Source organism: Salinirussus salinus, from assembly GCF_009831455.1.
Lineage (GTDB): Archaea > Halobacteriota > Halobacteria > Halobacteriales > Haloarculaceae > Salinirussus > Salinirussus salinus.
In genome coordinates this window covers 861,657-878,140 of the sequence record NZ_WOWO01000002.1, presented here as the reverse complement: position 1 = coordinate 878,140, position 16,484 = coordinate 861,657, and the positions used below count along the sequence as shown (strand labels likewise).

The window sequence follows — 16,484 nt, the reverse complement described above, 5'->3', positions numbered from 1 at the left end:
TGCCCCCGCCTGCCGTCCCGTCGGGTATGACAGTCGGTCTGGTCGGGTCCGGGCCCGCGGTCGCTGCCGTTGAGGCGGCGCTTTCGGACGTGGACGCCGACACGCGAGCGGTGGACCCGGTCGACGCCGGGGGCGTCGAGGTGGGCGTCGTCGTCGGTGACACGGGCGACGACCGCTTCGACCGGGCCAACGACGCCGCCCTCGACGGCGGGACGCCCTGGCTGGCGGTCGAACTCGGGGGCGTGGGTGGCACCCCGGTCGCGGAGGCCGCCGTCGCTGCCCTCTCCCCGGCGACGGCCTGTTACGAGTGTCTCCGCGGGCGGGTCGAGGCGAACCTGGACGAGGAGACCGGAGCCGCGGCCGGAACCGGTGCCGGGGCCGAAACGCCCCCGCAGACGGCGCGCTTCGCAGGCGCGCTCGCGGGGCACGCGCTCGCCCGACACCTGACTGCGGGGGCTGACATCTTCGGACGGGTCACCGAGGTGGCTTCCCCGCCGGTCGAGCGCGACCTGCTGGGGCTGCCGGGCTGTCGGTGTGACGCCGGCAGTCACGGCGCCGGGAGCGACCTCGACCGCTCACAGGCCGACCGCGACGTCGACGGGGCCCTCGCCCGGGCCGAGCGCGGCGTCGACGAGCGGGTCGGAGTCGTCCGGGAGGTCGGCGAGGCGGAGTCGTTCCCGGTGCCGTACTACCTGGCAGAGACCTGCGACACGTCGGGGTTCAGCGACGCGAGCGCCCAGCGACAGGCGGCGGGAGTCGACGCCGGCTGGGACGGGGCCTTCATGAAGGCGCTCGGGGAGGGGATGGAGCGGTACTGCGCGGGCGTCTACCGCCGGTCGGACCTGCCCCGCGGGCTCCCGGAAGACGTCGAGTCCCCGGTCCCGCCGTCGGCCTTCGTCTGTCGCGACGACCCGGAGGTGACGGCGCCGCTGTACTGGGTCGAGGGCGAACACCTCGCCGCCGGGGACCCGCTCGCAGCCGGCGAGGCTGTCCACCTGCCCGCGGCCTTCGTGTTGCACCCGCCGCCGACCGAGCGATTTCGACCGCCGCTCACGACCGGCCTCGGCCTCGGTAACGGGGGCGTGGGGGCGTTGCTGGCCGGTCTCTACGAGGTGATCGAACGCGACGCGACGATGCTGTCGTGGTACTCGACCGTCGACCCGCTGGAGCTGTCCGTCGAGGACGAGGTGGTGGGGACGCTGACCGACCGGGCCCGGTCGGAGGGGCTGGAGGTGACCCTCCTGTTGCTCACGCAGGACGTCGACGTTCCGGTCGTGGCGGCGGCCGTCCACCGCGGGGAGTGGCCCCGCTTCGCGCTGGGTTCGGGAGCGAATCTGGACGCGGCCGCCGCCGCGCGGTCGGCGCTGGCCGAGGCGCTCCAGAACTGGACCGAACTCCGGAGCATGGGGCCCGAGGGCGCCCGCGAGGAGAGCGGGGCCATCGGCCGCTACGCCGACCTGCCGCCGGCGGCCGCGGACTTCGTCGACGCCGACGCGGCCGTCACCGCGGAGTCGGTCTCCGCTCCGGAGCTGTCGGGCGGGGCGGAACTCGAGGCCGTCCTCGAGCGGCTCGCCGACGCCGGCCTGGACGCCTACGCCGCGCGGCTGACGACCCGCGACGTCGCCGCGCTCGGGTTCGAAGCGGTCCGGGTCGTCGTTCCGCCGGCCCAGCCGCTCTTTCTCGGCGAGGCCTACTTCGGGGAGCGCGCCCGGTCAGTCCCGGAGAGCCTCGGCTTCGAGGCACGCCTAGACCGCGAGCACCACCCCTTCCCCTGACGAGCCGGGACCGTCGGAACCGGCTCCGGACGGCCGGTCGCCGGGGATGTCGCCGCTCAGATCCCGAAAGTGACCCGGATCATGTCCCGCGTGCCGGGTCCGAGGCCGACGGCGATGATCGCTCCAAGGAGGATGACGGCGTAGCGGGGGCTGTCCTCGAAGAACTCCTCCTCGAAGATCGCCAGAATGGCGACCGGGACGACGACCTTGACCACGAGAAAGAGCCAGGAGTCACCGGGAACGGCCGCGAGCACGGGGACCGACTCCGAGATCCCCGAGAGGATGCGGTCGACGGGGTGTTTCGAGCCGTAGAGGCTGGCCAGGCCGAAGGCGGTCGCCCAGTCCGAGGCGATGACGTTCGCCACGCCGTCGATAGCGTGGGCCCAGACGACCACGATGCCGAGCGTGCCGGTTCCCTCGTTGACCCAGGGGGCGACCCGCTCGAGCAGGTAGTAGGCGCCGAAGGCGATCAGCGTCGCCAGCCCGACCGTCGTGACGAACACGAGCGGGTAGAACTGGACGTACCGGGTCGTCGCCGAGAGGTAGGTGAGGTACCCGACTGTGAGGAGGGAGGCGGCCACGCCGAAGCCGGCGAGCGGGTAGTGGAAGGTGTCGGTGACCCCCTCGCGCTGGAGGTACTTGCTCACGACCAGGGCGACGAGCGCGAGCACGAAGACGGTGAAGTAGATGAGCGGGCTGATGAGGACGGTGTTGAGCGGGTACTCCAGCGCGACCCCGAACCCGCTCTCCAGCCCCCTGTCGAAGGCGTCCTCGACGACCCGGAGAGCGCCGCCGAAGAGGAAGAAGGGAACGAGCGCGAACAGGAACCCGCGGTACGGCTCCAGGTCGAGCCGGCGGAGCAGGAGGTAGACGCCCGCGAGCATGAACACGAGCGTCGCCGCGTAGCCGGCCTCGGAGACCAGTGTGTAGCCGGGTTCGGCGACGAAGTTCGCGGTCGCGCGGGAACACCCCTCCGCGAGCGTCGCTCCGCGGACGACCTCGCCGGTCTCGCGGACGTAGACCAGACACTCGACGCTGACGGCGTCGGCGTGGACCGGGCCCCAGAAGTACCGCCAGATGAAGCCGTAGTAGACCTGCTCGGTGAAGGCGACCGCGGCGCCGACGATGACCGCGACCGCGGCCACGAGGCTGCCGACCCACGCCTGCTCCGGGCTCACCCCGTACCGGTCGAGGACTTCCATACCGGTGTGGGTGAGGGCCGCCGTGTTCAGGGTTCCGGTCGCGTGCGCCGGTCTCGCGCGTGCGCTGCCCGCACGCCCGCGGCGGCGTTCCCGGGGATTCGGTGGTCTCGGCCCCGAGGGCTCAGTCCCCGTCGGGCTCGCTCACAGCGTCGAGCAAGCGCTCGTGCGCCCGCCCGTTGGAGGCCACCAGGCCGGTGCTGTCGTGTGTCCACGGCTCGCCCCGGAGGTCGGTCACGGTTCCGCCCGCCCGCCGGACGAGTTCGGCGCCGGCGACGCTGTCCCAGGGGTGGGGAGTGCCGGTCGCGACCGCCCCCTCCAGGGAGCCGGCGGCGACGAGCGCGAGCGTCGCCTGCATGCTGCCGACCCGTCGGACGTCGCCGAACCGGCTCCCGAGGTCGTCCAGGCTGGCCCCGCCGTCCTCCCGGGGCCACCGGCCGACTGCCCCGAGGGCGAACGTGCCGGGGTCGGACCGGTCGCTGACCCGCAGGGGCTCGCCGTTTTTCGTCGTGCTCTCCGGCCCGGCCGTGTAGATGTCATCCTGCGCTGGGAGATAGGTGGCGACGCCGACGGGGTCGCCGTCGACCAGCGCCGCGACGACCGTCGCCCAGTACCGCAGCCCGCGGACGTAGTTTGCGGTCCCGTCGATGGGGTCGACCACCCAGACCGGGCCGGTCGTCGGCACGGAATCGCGGCGGTCGACGCCGCCGACGACCGCGACCTCCTCCTCACAGAGGAAGGGGTCCTCGGGGAACTCCTGGCGGACGGTCGCGACTGCCTGTTGCTGGGCGTCCCTGTCGGCGACGGTGACGACGTCGCTCTTGTCGGTTTTCGTCTCGACGGCGATCTCCTGTCGGAACATCTCCCGGGCGACGACGCCGCCCGCCCGGGCGGCCCGTTCGGCGACGGCTGCCCGGTGGGTCTCGTCCATGTCCCCGGCTCGCAGCCGGACAAAAAAGCGTCGTCGGTTCTATCTGCGTACACCCGGTACCGCGGTTCCGACGGCCCGCGTGTCCCGGTTCGCCCCCGGTGTCGGCGGTGTGGCGCGCATCTCCAGACCCCTTACTCCCGCATCCGGTGGCTGAGGACGACCTCTTCCAGTTCCTCGCGGGTCGTGCCGCCGTCGGTGGCGACCCGCTCTTCCTCGACGATCGGGACCATCGGTGCTCCGGTGTTCTCGGCGTCCGTGAATCGGGTGTACATGGTTGGTCGGGATCCCTCATGGTCTGTCATGAGGGACGTACCGGTTTCCTTTGACGGGACGGTAATAAATGTAATGATTTTTTGTGTGTTATACGTTGACACGCCTTCGGAACGCCGCCGGCGGCCGCTTCTTTCGACCGGCGCCGGTGGCTGCCGGTCCCGTCTCCCGGCACAGGGGTGGGCGGTTGCGGTGCGCTCAGCCCCCGTAGTTGGTTTCGTAGCGCTGGATGGTCTCCTCGAGAACCGCGACGGATCGCCGTCCGTCCTCGCCGTCGACGGGCGGCGCCCGGTCCCGGAGGACACTCTCGAGGAACCCATCGATGACGACCCTCGACCCGGCGGTTGCGTCCCCCGCGACGACGGCCGCGACATTGCCCAGCAGGTGCCGGACCCGCTGTCCGATCTGGCTCAGCGAGTAGACCCCGAGCGAGAGGAAGTCCATACTCGTCAGGCCGAACCGGTACAGCGCGTTGGCCATCATGTCGACCTGGAGGTGGCCGTCGGTTCCGAGGATGTCGACCCGCATCGTTCGCAGGGTCCCCGAATAGGAGACACGGGTCGAGCACATGATGTCCGGCCCCTCGAACAGGATCTCGAACTCGTCGTGTGGCGCCCACTCGAAGGTCGTCGCCTGCTGTGCGGTGACGGCCACGTCGTCGACCGACCCCATCAGGTCCAGCGCGATGTACGAGACGTGTGGCAACGTCTCGGTCAGGAGGCCGCCGGGGAGGTCGTGGTACCAGTGGTCCCGCTCCGAAAGCCGTCCGTCGCGGGGGTTCGTCAGAAGCGTGCGGACCCCGGTCACCTCCCCGATCTCGCCGGCGGAGATCCGCCGTTTGGCGGCCCTGAACGGTTCGTTGTAGAGCATGTTGTGCATCACCCCGATTTTCAGGTCGCGCTCCCGGGCCGCCCGTATCAGCTCGTCGCACGTTTCGACGCTGAGAGTCAACGGCTTCTCGACGAACACGTGACAGCCGTTTCGTAGTGCCTCGAGCGCGACGGGGAAGTGCGCCTGCGGGGGCACGCAGACGCTGACGACATCGAGGTCCGCATCGCCGAGCATCTCGGACACGTCGTCGTACACGGTGGGGACGTCGAACTGGCGTGCGACCCGCGTCGCCAACTCGCGGTCGAGGTCACAGACACAGTCGACCGTCACCGGCAGCTCCGTTTCGCGGTAGATGGGCAGGTGTGATTCGGTTGCCCGATAGCCACACCCGACCACTCCGACCGAGAGCCCGCTCATGGTCTCCCCCCGACACCGACAGACCGGATTGTTATCCTCCGGATACTGCCGGATTCCGGACGACAGCGACCCGAGTGCTCGTCCCTCCCCGCGAGCCCCTCGTCTGTCGCGTCGTTCCGGAGAAGGTTTGCGAGGGAAGACCGCTCCGCTCGCGGGTCGCCACTGCGCTCCCCGCTCGCAACGAGGCCTCCCGTTCGGCCTCGCGGGTCTTCCGCACTGGCGAGGGACCGCGTGGGTCCTGCAGTGCGAGGGAAGGGATTTGAACTTCAGTCGGCGGCGCCGACAGCGTTCAACTCCCTCCGTGTGCAGCGGAGCACTCGCGTCCGCTCGTGCTCACGCATGCGAGGGAAGGGATTTGAACCCTTGGACCCCTACGGGAGCGGATCTTGAGTCCGCCGCCGTTTCCAGGCTTGGCTACCCTCGCACGCGTCGGTCTGTCCGGCTGGGGTCCTCTTAGGTGTCACGAAGCCGGTCGCGCTCAGTCGTCGCTCAACTCGAGGGTCTCGGGGTAGTGGTCGCCGTCGACCCCCGCCTCCGTCTCCTCGAGAGCTTGCGTGTCGTCGGCGGACAGCTCCGCTCCGACCGCTGCCGTCTCGACCTCCAGGTCGAGCTGGTCGAGTGCGGTCTCGAGCTCGCGCTCTTCGCCGAAGTGGAACCCGTCGGGACGTCGGCTCTCCTCGACCCGGCTCCAGGCACGGTCGCGGAATTCCCGGGCAGCAGCCACCGGGTCCGTCGCACGGCACCCGGCCTCCTCGGCGGAGGGCCCGTGGCTGCGGTCGACCCGTGACTCCGCGCGTGCGATACAGAGCCACGCGTAGGCCCGTTCCAGCGTCCGCTCCATCCGCGTCAGTCCGGGCGCGACCCTGTCGTCGGGGAGCGGGCTGCGCTGGACGGAACCGAGCAGCCGGTCCAGGCGGCCGCGGTGTCGCTCGTACACCTCTTCGGCGTCGTCCCAGGCGCGCTCCCCGGTCAGGGCGTCGAGCCGCCGCGCGGCACTGTCGAGGTCCTCGTCGAGGTCCGTGACCCGCTCCCGGACGTCGCTGACCCACTCCAGGTGGGCCGCGGTCGGCTCGTCCACCTCGACCGGCAACTGCCAGGTGACCCCGTCTACCGACCGGAGCGCGAGCGAGTTCGCTACGTCGACACCCGCGAGGTCGCCGTATGCCAGCGCCCCGGCCTCCTCGGCCCCCGGCGCGTCCGCAGGGACGAAGACCAGCCGCGCGTCGGTCACGACCATCAGGACCGGGAGGTCGACCCGGCGCTCGTCGTTCCCGTCCGCCCGTGTCAGCCCGTCCGGACTCCGGACCGTCGCCAGCGCCCTCTCGTTCTCACGAGTGATACCATCGAGACGCTCCGGGTCGAGCCGCTCGAACGATCCCCACGGTTCGAGCTCTTCTGCCGTATTTTGAGTGTGGTCTCCGATAGCACGTCACCAGTCGTTTGTTATCATCATCGATAATAAATCGGTCGGCTGTGGGGCTATCCACGTCGTGTCGCCACGCCCGAGCCCCATCTGCGTTGGATCCGGGAAAAATTCAGTTGTATCCCCGCCGACCGGCCCGGCTGCCCGCCGTCGAGTACCGGTTCAGACGGAGTGCGCCCCGGCGGGTGCAAAAATACTTGTCTTTTCCCGCCCAGAGAACAACCGATGAGTGACAGCGTCGAGGGGGAGCCGGGGAGCGTCCTCGACAGCAAGCGTGCGGCGACGCAGTACCGTATCCTGGTCCAGATCGCGGACCGCCAGCCCGCCGTCAGCCAGCAGGAGGTCGCCGACGCTATCGGCATCACCTCCCAGGCGGTCAGCAACTACCTCCAGGGGCTCGTCGACCAGGGGTGGGTCGAGAAGCTGGGCCGCGGGCGCTACGAGGTCACCAAGGAAGGGGTGGACTGGCTCATCTCCCGGACCGACGGGCTCCGCGAGCTGGTCTCCCACGTCTCCGAGGAAGTCATCGACGAGGTCGAGGTCGAGAGCGCGCTGGCGACGGGCTCCATCGACGAGGGCGACCGCATCTCGCTGACGATGCGCGACGGCGTCTTGCGCGCTGCTCCGGGCGAGGAAGGCTCCGCGACGGCCGTCGCGGTGACGGCAGCCGACGCCGGTCAGGAGGTCGGCGTCACCGACTTCGAGGGTGTCGTCGACTACGAACTCGGGGCGGTCACCGCCGTGCCGGTCCCGAGCGTTCGCAACGGGGGCAGCCGGGCGGTCGACGCCGCCCGGGTCGCGGAGCTGGCCGGGGACCACGACCTGCTCGCGGTCGCCGGGCCGGAGGCGCTCGCGCTCGCGCGGGCGGCCGACCTCGACCCCGACGTCCGCTTTGGCACGCCCGAGGCGGTCCGCGAGGCCGCGGCCAAGGGGCTCGACGTACTGCTGCTCGCGGCCAGCGACCGGCTCTCGACGCACACCGACAAGCTCCGGGACGACGGCATCAGTTACGAGGTCGTCGAACCGGGCGCCGACTGAGTCAGCACCCGCATCGACCGCCGCGGACCCGGGTCCCGCTCAGGCTTCCGGTTCGAAGTCCAGCGCGGCGGAGTTGATGCAGTACCGCTTGCCGGTCGGCTCGGGGCCGTCGTCGAAGACGTGTCCGAGGTGGCCCTCACACCGGGCACAGACGACCTCCGTCCGGCGCATCCCGTGGCTGGTGTCCAGCCGCGTCTCGATGTTGCCCTCCTCGTAGACGTCCCAGAAGCTCGGCCACCCGGTTCCGGACTCGAACTTCTCCTCGGAGTCGAACAGCTCCGCGCCGCAGCCGGCGCAGGTGAACGTCCCCTCCTCGTCGACGTCCAGCAGGTCCCCGCTGAATTTCGGCTCGGTGCCGGCCTCGCGTAGCACCCGGTACTCCTCGTCGGTGAGTATCTCGCGCCACTTCTCCTCCGAGTCCGGGATCGGCTCCTGTTCGCTCATACACGCTGTTGGGGCTGCTCGCTCATAAGTCTGCGCAGACCGGTTCGCCGGGCGTGACGCGGCCGGCCCGGGGCCCGCGACGGCTGGCAGTGGCGAGTGACATACTGTCGGACTTTCTGTGGGTTTTTGTGTTCACATTGCGAAAAACACACCGGGGGCCGTTTCGGGGGGAGTCGGTCCCCGGTCCCCGTTCTTCCCGCGACCGACCCGGCCGCCTCCGCGGGACGACCGCCCTGCCGGCAGCGACTACGGTTATCCGTACTTTTAATAACTCTCTTGATGACGCCACGACTGGCGGCACGGCGTGTGGCCGCCAAACTCCCCCCCAACCCCTCTCCGCCGGTGGGGCATCTCCGGCCCCAGCGGGTCGGTTTTCGAATCCCACGAACCACCCGGCGGCGCCGCTCCTGCCGGTCTCGGGGCAGTCCGGCTGGAGGCTCCGGCCGCGCGGGACGGGCTGTCGCGAGCCACTCCGGGGCGTCGCCAGCCCGGCACCGACGACTGCCGGGAGACAGTTACGAGCGTCCGAACGGAGGCGGAAAAGACCACCCGCCAGCGAGCTACTGCTCCGGTTCCTGGAGAACCGAGGCGAGCCGTCCGCGCCAGTCCTGGAGGCTGTCGATGTCCTCCTCCAGCGTCGAGAGCCGCTCGTCGACGTCGCCGTCCTCGAGCTCGTCTCTGACCTCCTCGACCTCCTCGCGGAGTGCCGTCAGGTCGTCGCGGACGTCCTCGAACCCGTCCTCGAGGTCGGTCTCGAGTTCGTCGACCCGGCTCTCCGTCCGGTCGGCCGTCGTCCCAACCTCTTCGAGGTCGGTCTCGAACCGCTCCATCTCCGCCTGGAAGTCGTCGACTTCCTCGCGGAACTCCGCGATCATCTCCTCGCCGGTCCCGTTCTCGTCGAGGAAATCCGCGAGCGCGTCCGTGTAGGCGAGCACCTCGTCGACGTCCCGCTGGAGTTTCTCTACCCGGACCACGAGGCTCTTGGAACTGCTCTCCTCCTGGCCCAGCGCCGCCCGGAGCCGCTCGACGTCCTCGTCCGGAACGTTCCCCTCCTCGAGTTCGGCCGCCAGCGAAGCGACGAGCGACTCGTCGGTCGCCTCGCTCCCGGCCTGCGCGTCGGGTCCGTCCTCGTTCGGGGCGGTCTCCTCACTCCCGCCCGGGATGTCACCATCGTCCTCGCTCAGGATGTCACCCTCACCTTCGTCAAGGGTCTCATCCCCGCTTTCGCTCAGGATGTCGCCCTCACCTTCGTCAAGGGTCTCATCCCCGTTTTCGCTCAGGATGTCGCCCTCGCTTTCGGCTCCGTCCGCGGACCCGCTCTCACCTTCGGACTCTGCGCTCTCCGCGCCCGCCATCACCGTCGTGGTTCGGTCCTCTGCGGGCTCGCGCTGGCCCTCCCCGGCTCCGTCGCTGGCGACCGGGTCGTTGAGGTCGAGCGTCGGTACGTCGCCCTCGTTCCCGGGCGCCTCGCCGGCCCCGGAATCCGGGTCCGGTACGGACCCGCCGTTGGTCAGCCCGGCGCCCGCGCCGCGAACCATCCCCCGGGCTTTGCCGGTCCCTTCGCTCGCCTCCATGCCGGAGTCCGTCTCGACGGTCGGGTCCTCGAACGAGTCGACGACCTCCTCCTTCGCTTCACAGAGCCTGTAGACGGTGATGTACTCCTCGTCGGGGTCGAACTCCCGCTCGAAGACGAGCTCTCCCTCGTCGATCACCCAGTGCTCGCTGCCGTACTCGGGATGGAACCGCAGGTCGCGCGGCGAGACGTCTTCGGGTATCGCGTCGACGACCGTCACGGTCGCCGGGTCGCCCCGGCGCGATTCGATGTCGAACGCGATGACCGGGTCGTCGAACTCCTCGAGTTCGAGTCGCTTTGTCACCGAGACTTCCTCGGAGACGATCGTCGTTTCCTTGTTCGTTCCGTCGTCAGACATGCGTCTTACCCCCCATATATCCACAAGGTACCTGCGGGTAGTTATAATGTAGCCATGTTTTAAGATTTGAGAATACACCACCTTCCCGGGACGTTCCGACACCGCCACCGGGTGCCGGTGGGTCGCCGTCGGCGGCCGGTCTACTCCGGTTCTCTCTCCCGAAACGCCCGGATGCGTGCCATCGATTCGGCCGTGTAGTTCCGCTCCATCAGCGGAATGTCGTCCTCGTAGAGCCAGTAGGTCACCAGGCTCGGGTGGACGCCGGTCACGATGCCGATCCACCACAGCGTCCGCTCCCGGGCCCAGAACAGCTCCCTGAGCCGGTCGGTCGGCGGGCGGCGGTCGACGAGCGACGGGTACTCGCCGCGGTCGCCGGCGCTCGGTCCGATGACACCGCGCTTCTCCAGAAGGTACGCGGTGATGAAGACTTCGCCGAGCCCGGGGACGGACCGCTCCTCGTCCTCGAGGTCCTCGCTGAGCGCGTCGTGGACCGTCTTGACCGCTGCGTATGGCTCTTCTCCGCGCACCTCCGCCGTCAGCCGGTCGACGTACTCTTCCACCTCCGCGGCGGGAGCCCCGAGGGCTGCCTCCCTCGTCTCCCACGATACGGGGTCACGGTTTCCCATGTGGATCCGTAGCAGTAGCGGGGGTAAAATTGCGGGTGTCGACTCTCCGTCCGGGGCTCGGCTGGTTCAGTAGCCGACAGACCCTCCGTCCGTGGTCTCACCCGGTCCTGCCGTCTCGGTCGCGGTCGGCCGCACGGGCGTGCCGGCGGGGTCGAGGACCCACCAGACGTCGTTAACCCCCTGGCCGGCCGCGTCGCCCGGCGTCCCGTCAGAGGCGTAGTAGTAGAGCGGCCAGCCGCCGGCCGTCACCTGCCGGTCGCCGCTCGCCCGCTCGAAGGAGCCCACCGTCGCAGTCACGTCCTCCCCTCGGGTCGGGGTGCCGTCCGCGGTCAGCGGCGGCCAGACGTCGGCACAGCCACCGGAGCACGCGCTCGCGTCCGCCTCCTGTGTATCCCGGTCGAACATGTACAGCGTCAGCCCGTCGGGGCCGGCGAGGAGCGGACCAAGCCTCTCGTGCATCCGGACTTGCACCGTCGCGGACCCGTCCGTTGCCGTCGAGACTACCGGGGAGCCCGTGGCCGTCCTGCTCCCTTCGTCCGTCCCGGCCGGCGTCATTCCTCCACTGTCGCCGCTCTCACCGTCACCGTCGCCGGGGCCTCCGAGACAGCCCGCGATGCCGACTGTGACCGCTGCGCCCAGGACCGCCCGTCGTGTCGGTCGCATGTCTCGGCCGAGGGCGGAACCCGACAAGAGGATTTTCCGGGTTCCGTCCGAATTTCGTCCAGGATCCGGCAGTCAGCGCCACGTCACCCGCGCGAGCACGAGCAACGCGACGAGTTCGAGCCCACAGAGCAGCGTCACGCCGACCTGGATGTCGGTCCCGGTGGAGAGAAACCACCCGCGGAACGTGGGGTTGAGCAGGTAGAAGTAGAGCCAGAGCCCGTTCTCGACGAGGAGGAAGGCGGCGACCACGAGGAGCCCGAGTGTGTGGCTGGCGCCGTGCTGACGGTAGTTGCGCAGCCAGACCGACCCCAGCAGGACCAGCAGCACCGCGTTAAACCCCGCCGACAGCCACGCCAGGCTGAGCCAGAGCGTCATCGCTCGTCCTCCGTGGTTGGGGAACCGGGGATAACTGTCTTGTCCACGATGCAGCCGCCGGGGGTCGCTGTGGGGGTCATACTCGGGTCACTCCGTGGCATCGACGGTCTCGACGACCTCCTCGACGGTCTCCCAGTGGGCCTCGACCTGCTCGGTGAACAGGTAGACCGCCGCGTACTCATCGCCGGACCGCCGGAGGATGTTGTTGTCCATCAGGACGTCCAGGTGGTGACGGACAGTCGTGTAGTCGAGGTCGAGTTCCGTCGCGAGCTCGTTCGCGTTCCGCGGCCGCTCCTCGAGCGCCTGCAGAAGACGGACTCTGGTCGGCCCGCCGCGGGAACTGGCCAGCACGTACCAGAGCACGTCGTCCATCGGCGTCGGTGGCACCTCTCCGCGCACCGTTATCAATGCAGGGGCGCCGGAACCTACGGCGCGACGACAAGCTTGCCGACGTAGCCGCCCTCGGAGAGGTCGCGGTGGGCCTGCTCGACCTCCGCGAAGTCGTAGGTGTCCGCGACTACCGGCGTCAGGTCGCCGCGCTCGACCAGCCGGAGCACCCGTTCAAGCATCGGCGTCCGCACCGGATGGTTATCCATCCGGAGCGCCTGCAGCGTCACCTCCTTGGCGTAGAAGGGGAGCGCGCTCGCCTCCGGGACGTTCCCCATGAGGCTGACGACCTGGCCGCCCTCGGCGAGCACTTCCAGGTCGAGTTCGAGGTACTCCTCGAGGCGGTGGTCGAGGACGGTCTCGACGCCCGCCCCGCCCGTCGCCTCGAGTACCTCCGCGGCCAGCGAGTCGCTGTCGTAGTCCAGCGCCACGCTCGCACCGAGTTCCTCGACCCGCGCACGCGCGGCCTCGCTGCCCGCGGTTGCGACCACGTCGGCCCCGGCGCTGGCGGCGACCTGGACCGCGGCGTGGCCGACGCCGCCAGCGCCGCCGTGGACGAGCACCCTGTCCCCCGGCTGGATGCCGGCGACCTCCGCCAGGGCCGTCCAGGCGGTCGCGCCGACGTTCCCGACCGCGCCGGCGACCTCGAAGGGGACGCTCTCGGGAAGCGCCGCGACCTTCGTCCCCGGAACCGCGGCGTACTCCGCGAACGTGCCGCCCGCCGACCGGTCCATGCCCGACACGACAACCCGGTCGCCCTCCGTAAGGGCTTCCACCTTCTCGCCCGCCGCTGCGACGACCCCGGCCCCGTCGCCGCCCGGGACCGACGGGAGGGAGACGTCGCCGTAGAGACCGGAGCGGACCAGGAGGTCGACCGGGTTGACGCTCGCGGCCCGCATCTCGACCAGCACCTCGTCGGGGGCGGGCGACGGCCGGGGCACCTCGTCGACTTGGAAGACGTCCGGGTCGCCGTGCTCGTGGTAGCGGACTGCTCGCATCCGTCTGTCACCCCTGGAGTAGCAGCCGCCCTCCGACCGGGCCTGTTGCGAGCTGTGCTGTCCGGAAGAGGTACCTGCCGCGTCCGTACCGACCGTGACCGCCGGCGCGTCCCGCGCCGCGTCCGGTCTGGGGTTCGGGTCTCATTGCAGTTCGGACGTGTGGGGCCGTCCGGGTAGCGGTTCTGCGGGGTATGCTCTGTAGGTTTAAGTCGTTCCGTCAGGCTCGCTTACCTATGAAACACATCCGTGTCACGGTACGGCCGGACCTCGACCGGTCCCCGGGGTTCGTCGCGTACCTCCTCGATTCGCCGGACGTGGAGGAAGCACGGGCGGTGGACTGGAACCGGGCGGACCCGGCGACGACGACACACCTGTACGCGGTCGACGGCGACGTCGCCGGATTCAGGGACGCAGCGACGGATACGCCGGGTGTCGAGTCCGTGGCGCTGTCGGCGGTCGACGCGGCTCGCTCGTACGCGCTGCTCGACGTGCGCGACGACGTCGTGCCGATGTTCGGGGTCGTCGAGGAGGCGCTCGCCCGGGCCGGGCTGGTCGTTCGGCGACCCTTGGTCTACCGGGACGGGCGGATCCACGGACACGTGGTCGGTGACTCCGGAGCGCTCCAGGCGGTACTCGACGAGGCGCCGGACGCGATGGACGTCACGCTCGAGGAGGTCGGCCGGTTCCCCAGCGCCCGCGCGAACCCGGCCTCGGACCTGAGCGACAGGCAGTGGGAGGCTCTCGAGACGGCGGTCGACTTGGGCTACTACAACCAGCCCCGGGCGACCACCCACGAGGAGATCGCCGCAGAGCTCGGCTGTGCGCCGAACACGGCGAGCGAACACCTCCAGAAGGCCGAAGCGAAACTGATCAACGCGGTCGTCGAAAGCGTGCCGGCGGGGCACTGACCCGGCTCGGAGACCGTCCCGCTCGGTTCGCGGACTGCGCCTCCCCTCGCAGTTCCCGCTCCTCGCGTCCGCTCGTCACAGGAGAGCTAAGGGATTTGAACCACGGTCGTTCCGTGTTACTCCACTCCCTGATTCAAATCCCACGTCCTGCCGTTCCCGCTCGCTGTCGCTCGCGGAGAAGAGCTAGGGGAGGGATTTGAACCACGGTCGTTCCGTGTTACTCCACTCCCTGATTCAAATCCCACGTCCCGCCGTTCTCGCTCACTGTCGCTCGCGGAGAAGAGCTAGGGGAGGGATTTGAACCCTCGAACTCCCGATTACAAGTCGGGTGCTTGGACCACCCAAGCTCCCCTAGCGCGTCCGGGAGTTACTCGTCACCCCTTGAGTGCGTATCGCTTTCGACTGGCTTCTCCAGCGTCAGCCGGTGGGGCTCGTAGCCCGCACGCCGGTAGAACCGCCGGGCTCCCTCGTTGTCTGCCATCACCTCCAGCGCGACGGTGTCGACCCCCAGTTCCCGGAGCCGGTCCTCGGCGGCAGCGAGCAGTTCCGACCCGACCCCTTCCCCGCGGAACGCCGGGCGGACGTAGAGGTTCGTGACGAGTCCCCTGGCGCCGCTCTGGGCGTAGGGGCCCCCCTCGCGCTCGACGGTGGCGAACCCGACCACACCGCCGTCGCGGGCCACGAGCAGGGTGTCGTCGACGGTGTGCCGGAGGATCTGCTCGCGGATGCGTGCCCGGTTTTCCTCGGCCAGGATGTGCGAGCCGTACTCGCGTTGCCCGGTCGCCAGCGCGACCCAGAGGTCTGTGACAGTCTCGGCGAGGTCGGCGTCGGGGGTCTCGATGGTGACCACTATATGTCCCGGCAGTCGCCACAGAGCAGCTGGCCATTGAAGGCCACCAGGTCGCCGGTCAGCGTCCCACACCCCTCGCAGATGCTCTGTTCCTCGAACCCCTCGCCGGCCCCGCTCTCGACGCCGGTCTCCGAGTCGGCGGCGAGCGCGGTTTCGGCCTCCCCCGCCGGGTGGGCCAGTCCGGCCTCGGGGCCGTCCGCTGCCAGCGGCCGCGTGGCGAAGAGGTCGTGTTCGGTGAGCATGCCGACCGTCTCGCCGGCGTCCGTGACCACCATCCGGCGGGTCCCCTCAGCGGACATCCGGTCGGCGGCCTCCTCGATGGTGGCCTGGGACTCGATCGTCGGGACGGTCGGCTCCATCGCGTCGCCGACGACCGCGCCGTCGACCCCGCCCTCGGCGGCGAGCAACTCGAGGACGGCGCGGTCGGTCAGGATGCCCACGGGCTCGGCCCCCTGGACGACGAGCGCGGTGTCCGCGCCTTCCCCGACCATCAGCTCGACCGTCCCCAAGAGGTCGTCCGACTCGCTGACGCCCACGAACTCCCGGTTCGCGACCTCCCTGACCGTCACGTCCCTGTTCATACGTGATAGTTTAGCGCACGGCCGGAAAAAAGCTATCTCCCGGCCTCCGCGAGACCGTATCCCGTCAGCGTGACGGTCCCACGCATCGAGTCGAACTCGACCACGCCGGTCGCCGTCAGCTTCGGCAGGTGGCGCTCGTAGATCTCCTCCCGGACCGTCCGGTGTCGTTCGGGGTCGACTGCCTCCGACTCCACGTCAGCCTCCCGGGCCGCGACGGCCGCCGCGAGGTCTGTCACGGGCAGACAGCCCCCGTGTTCCTCCAGACAGGTCAGCAGCCGTCGCCGTCGGTCCGAGGAGAGCAGGTCGGCCACCACCCGCTCGGGCAGCCGGTCACTCGCCTGGGGGTGTTCGGTTGCCATACCCGGAACTACACCGGTGGGGCACAAGTATGTTGTGTGAACACATACCACTCGAGTGCGGCCACGGGAGGCCCACGCGTGTTCCGGGGTCGTACTCGTCCCCACACGCGACGGAGGCCGATATCCGGCGCGTCAGGCGTGTTCGAGGCGGTAGGGCCAGTAGTCGGCCTCCCGGAGCGCCCGGCCGAGGGCCTTGTGGAACTCGGGGAAGTCCGAGAACTCGTCTTCCTCGACGTGTTCGAAGATATCCTCGACGCTGACGACCCGCTCGTAGTCGATCCGGACCGGATGGTCGCCGTAGGCGTCGACGTACTCCTCTGCGGTCAGCGGGAAGTCCTCATCTTCGTCGATCTTCTTCGCGAGGACGGCGTGGCCGTACTTGCGCCGCCCTTCGCTTCCCTCCTCGCCGTCGGGGTTGTGCGGCCAGTCCATACCCGTTCGTTCGGCGACGGGCACAAAAGGATGTCTCTCCGCGCGC

The 16,484-nt window shown here is 69.8% G+C and carries 19 protein-coding genes and 2 tRNA genes; 3 read left to right on the top strand and 18 right to left on the bottom strand.

Features of this window, described 5'->3' with window-relative positions:
- Positions 1-26: 26 nt before the first annotated feature.
- The gene (locus tag GN153_RS07725) at positions 27-1,775 is read left to right on the top strand and encodes a YcaO-like family protein (protein WP_159901417.1); all 1,749 of its coding nucleotides are present in this window, start codon (positions 27-29) and stop codon (positions 1,773-1,775) included.
- 56 nt (positions 1,776-1,831) lie between these two features.
- Here GN153_RS07725 and GN153_RS07720 read toward each other — a convergent pair whose 3' ends face one another.
- The 6 genes from GN153_RS07720 to GN153_RS07695 form a co-directional block, all read right to left on the bottom strand.
- Positions 1,832-2,977 carry a DUF63 family protein gene (locus GN153_RS07720; protein WP_159901415.1) on the bottom strand — a complete coding sequence of 382 codons (1,146 nt, stop codon included), beginning with the start codon at positions 2,975-2,977 and terminating at the stop codon, positions 1,832-1,834.
- A gap of 121 nt (positions 2,978-3,098) precedes the next feature.
- Positions 3,099-3,905, bottom strand: a complete 807-nt coding sequence (locus GN153_RS07715; RefSeq protein ID WP_159901413.1) for an inositol monophosphatase family protein — start codon at positions 3,903-3,905, stop codon at positions 3,099-3,101.
- A 131-nt stretch (positions 3,906-4,036) separates the two neighbouring features.
- Positions 4,037-4,177 carry a hypothetical protein gene (locus tag GN153_RS07710; RefSeq protein ID WP_159901411.1) on the bottom strand — a complete coding sequence of 47 codons (141 nt, stop codon included), beginning with the start codon at positions 4,175-4,177 and terminating at the stop codon, positions 4,037-4,039.
- A 196-nt stretch (positions 4,178-4,373) separates the two neighbouring features.
- A complete protein-coding gene (locus GN153_RS07705) occupies positions 4,374-5,423 on the bottom strand; it encodes a Gfo/Idh/MocA family protein (RefSeq protein ID WP_159901409.1) in 1,050 nt (349 codons plus the stop codon).
- Positions 5,424-5,763: 340 nt separating this feature from the next.
- A tRNA-Leu gene (locus GN153_RS07700) sits at positions 5,764-5,847 on the bottom strand.
- A gap of 54 nt (positions 5,848-5,901) precedes the next feature.
- The gene (locus GN153_RS07695) at positions 5,902-6,660 is read right to left on the bottom strand and encodes a hypothetical protein (RefSeq protein ID WP_159901407.1); all 759 of its coding nucleotides are present in this window, start codon (positions 6,658-6,660) and stop codon (positions 5,902-5,904) included.
- 411 nt (positions 6,661-7,071) lie between these two features.
- Here GN153_RS07695 and GN153_RS07690 point away from each other — a divergent pair, with 411 nt between their 5' ends.
- Positions 7,072-7,884: a DUF7839 domain-containing protein gene (locus GN153_RS07690; protein WP_159901405.1), complete on the top strand. Its 813-nt coding sequence runs from the start codon at positions 7,072-7,074 to the stop codon at positions 7,882-7,884.
- Positions 7,885-7,923: 39 nt separating this feature from the next.
- Here the strand turns inward: GN153_RS07690 and msrB are convergent, their stop codons facing one another.
- From msrB to GN153_RS07655, 7 genes are all read right to left on the bottom strand, one after another.
- Positions 7,924-8,328, bottom strand: coding sequence for a peptide-methionine (R)-S-oxide reductase MsrB (gene msrB, locus GN153_RS07685; protein WP_159901403.1), 405 nt, complete (start codon positions 8,326-8,328; stop codon positions 7,924-7,926).
- A 560-nt stretch (positions 8,329-8,888) separates the two neighbouring features.
- Positions 8,889-10,259, bottom strand: a complete 1,371-nt coding sequence (locus GN153_RS07680) for a hypothetical protein (RefSeq protein ID WP_159901401.1) — start codon at positions 10,257-10,259, stop codon at positions 8,889-8,891.
- Positions 10,260-10,399: 140 nt separating this feature from the next.
- The gene (locus GN153_RS07675) at positions 10,400-10,885 is read right to left on the bottom strand and encodes a hypothetical protein (RefSeq protein ID WP_159901399.1); all 486 of its coding nucleotides are present in this window, start codon (positions 10,883-10,885) and stop codon (positions 10,400-10,402) included.
- A 66-nt stretch (positions 10,886-10,951) separates the two neighbouring features.
- On the bottom strand, positions 10,952-11,548 hold the full coding sequence (locus tag GN153_RS07670) for a COG4315 family predicted lipoprotein (RefSeq protein WP_159901397.1): 597 nt from the start codon (positions 11,546-11,548) through the stop codon (positions 10,952-10,954).
- 72 nt (positions 11,549-11,620) lie between these two features.
- Positions 11,621-11,923 (bottom strand): hypothetical protein, encoded by a 303-nt coding sequence (locus tag GN153_RS07665; RefSeq protein WP_159901395.1) that lies wholly within the window; start codon positions 11,921-11,923, stop codon positions 11,621-11,623.
- An 87-nt stretch (positions 11,924-12,010) separates the two neighbouring features.
- The gene (locus tag GN153_RS07660; protein WP_159901393.1) at positions 12,011-12,295 is read right to left on the bottom strand and encodes a winged helix-turn-helix domain-containing protein; all 285 of its coding nucleotides are present in this window, start codon (positions 12,293-12,295) and stop codon (positions 12,011-12,013) included.
- A 53-nt stretch (positions 12,296-12,348) separates the two neighbouring features.
- A complete protein-coding gene (locus GN153_RS07655; RefSeq protein ID WP_159901391.1) occupies positions 12,349-13,308 on the bottom strand; it encodes a quinone oxidoreductase family protein in 960 nt (319 codons plus the stop codon).
- Between the two features lie 233 nt (positions 13,309-13,541).
- Between GN153_RS07655 and GN153_RS07650 the strand changes: the two genes are divergently transcribed.
- The gene (locus GN153_RS07650) at positions 13,542-14,216 is read left to right on the top strand and encodes a helix-turn-helix domain-containing protein (protein ID WP_159901389.1); all 675 of its coding nucleotides are present in this window, start codon (positions 13,542-13,544) and stop codon (positions 14,214-14,216) included.
- A gap of 282 nt (positions 14,217-14,498) precedes the next feature.
- Here GN153_RS07650 and GN153_RS07645 read toward each other — a convergent pair.
- The 5 genes from GN153_RS07645 to GN153_RS07625 all read right to left on the bottom strand — a co-directional run bounded on the left by GN153_RS07645 (position 14,499) and on the right by GN153_RS07625 (position 16,438).
- A tRNA-Thr gene (locus GN153_RS07645) sits at positions 14,499-14,572 on the bottom strand.
- 11 nt (positions 14,573-14,583) lie between these two features.
- Positions 14,584-15,066, bottom strand: coding sequence for a GNAT family N-acetyltransferase (locus GN153_RS07640; RefSeq protein ID WP_159901387.1), 483 nt, complete (start codon positions 15,064-15,066; stop codon positions 14,584-14,586).
- The gene (locus tag GN153_RS07635; RefSeq protein WP_159901385.1) at positions 15,066-15,647 is read right to left on the bottom strand and encodes a CBS domain-containing protein; all 582 of its coding nucleotides are present in this window, start codon (positions 15,645-15,647) and stop codon (positions 15,066-15,068) included. The genes GN153_RS07640 and GN153_RS07635 overlap by 1 nt, the downstream gene beginning before the upstream one ends.
- A 32-nt stretch (positions 15,648-15,679) precedes the next feature.
- The gene (locus GN153_RS07630; RefSeq protein ID WP_159901383.1) at positions 15,680-16,006 is read right to left on the bottom strand and encodes a DUF7344 domain-containing protein; all 327 of its coding nucleotides are present in this window, start codon (positions 16,004-16,006) and stop codon (positions 15,680-15,682) included.
- A gap of 132 nt (positions 16,007-16,138) precedes the next feature.
- Entirely contained in the window at positions 16,139-16,438 is a 300-nt protein-coding gene (locus tag GN153_RS07625; RefSeq protein WP_159901381.1) for a DUF5785 family protein, read from the bottom strand.
- Positions 16,439-16,484: the final 46 nt, after the last annotated feature.

Bases quoted from the DNA above. Each gene is read 5' to 3' on its own strand.
- GN153_RS07690 (WP_159901405.1), top strand. From the start codon at position 7,072: ATGAGTGACAGCGTCGAGGGGGAGCCGGGGAGCGTCCTCGACAGCAAG.
- GN153_RS07675 (WP_159901399.1), bottom strand. From the start codon at position 10,885: ATGGGAAACCGTGACCCCGTATCGTGGGAGACGAGGGAGGCAGCCCTC.
- GN153_RS07710 (WP_159901411.1), bottom strand. From the start codon at position 4,177: ATGTACACCCGATTCACGGACGCCGAGAACACCGGAGCACCGATGGTC.
- GN153_RS07695 (WP_159901407.1), bottom strand. From the start codon at position 6,660: ATGGTCGTGACCGACGCGCGGCTGGTCTTCGTCCCTGCGGACGCGCCG.
- GN153_RS07670 (WP_159901397.1), bottom strand. From the start codon at position 11,548: ATGCGACCGACACGACGGGCGGTCCTGGGCGCAGCGGTCACAGTCGGC.
- GN153_RS07660 (WP_159901393.1), bottom strand. From the start codon at position 12,295: ATGGACGACGTGCTCTGGTACGTGCTGGCCAGTTCCCGCGGCGGGCCG.
- GN153_RS07680 (WP_159901401.1), bottom strand. From the start codon at position 10,259: ATGTCTGACGACGGAACGAACAAGGAAACGACGATCGTCTCCGAGGAA.
- GN153_RS07665 (WP_159901395.1), bottom strand. From the start codon at position 11,923: ATGACGCTCTGGCTCAGCCTGGCGTGGCTGTCGGCGGGGTTTAACGCG.
- msrB (WP_159901403.1), bottom strand. From the start codon at position 8,328: ATGAGCGAACAGGAGCCGATCCCGGACTCGGAGGAGAAGTGGCGCGAG.
- GN153_RS07725 (WP_159901417.1), top strand. From the start codon at position 27: ATGACAGTCGGTCTGGTCGGGTCCGGGCCCGCGGTCGCTGCCGTTGAG.
- GN153_RS07715 (WP_159901413.1), bottom strand. From the start codon at position 3,905: ATGGACGAGACCCACCGGGCAGCCGTCGCCGAACGGGCCGCCCGGGCG.
- GN153_RS07705 (WP_159901409.1), bottom strand. From the start codon at position 5,423: ATGAGCGGGCTCTCGGTCGGAGTGGTCGGGTGTGGCTATCGGGCAACC.
- GN153_RS07720 (WP_159901415.1), bottom strand. From the start codon at position 2,977: ATGGAAGTCCTCGACCGGTACGGGGTGAGCCCGGAGCAGGCGTGGGTC.
- GN153_RS07655 (WP_159901391.1), bottom strand. From the start codon at position 13,308: ATGCGAGCAGTCCGCTACCACGAGCACGGCGACCCGGACGTCTTCCAA.
- GN153_RS07650 (WP_159901389.1), top strand. From the start codon at position 13,542: ATGAAACACATCCGTGTCACGGTACGGCCGGACCTCGACCGGTCCCCG.
- GN153_RS07625 (WP_159901381.1), bottom strand. From the start codon at position 16,438: ATGGACTGGCCGCACAACCCCGACGGCGAGGAGGGAAGCGAAGGGCGG.
- GN153_RS07635 (WP_159901385.1), bottom strand. From the start codon at position 15,647: ATGAACAGGGACGTGACGGTCAGGGAGGTCGCGAACCGGGAGTTCGTG.
- GN153_RS07630 (WP_159901383.1), bottom strand. From the start codon at position 16,006: ATGGCAACCGAACACCCCCAGGCGAGTGACCGGCTGCCCGAGCGGGTG.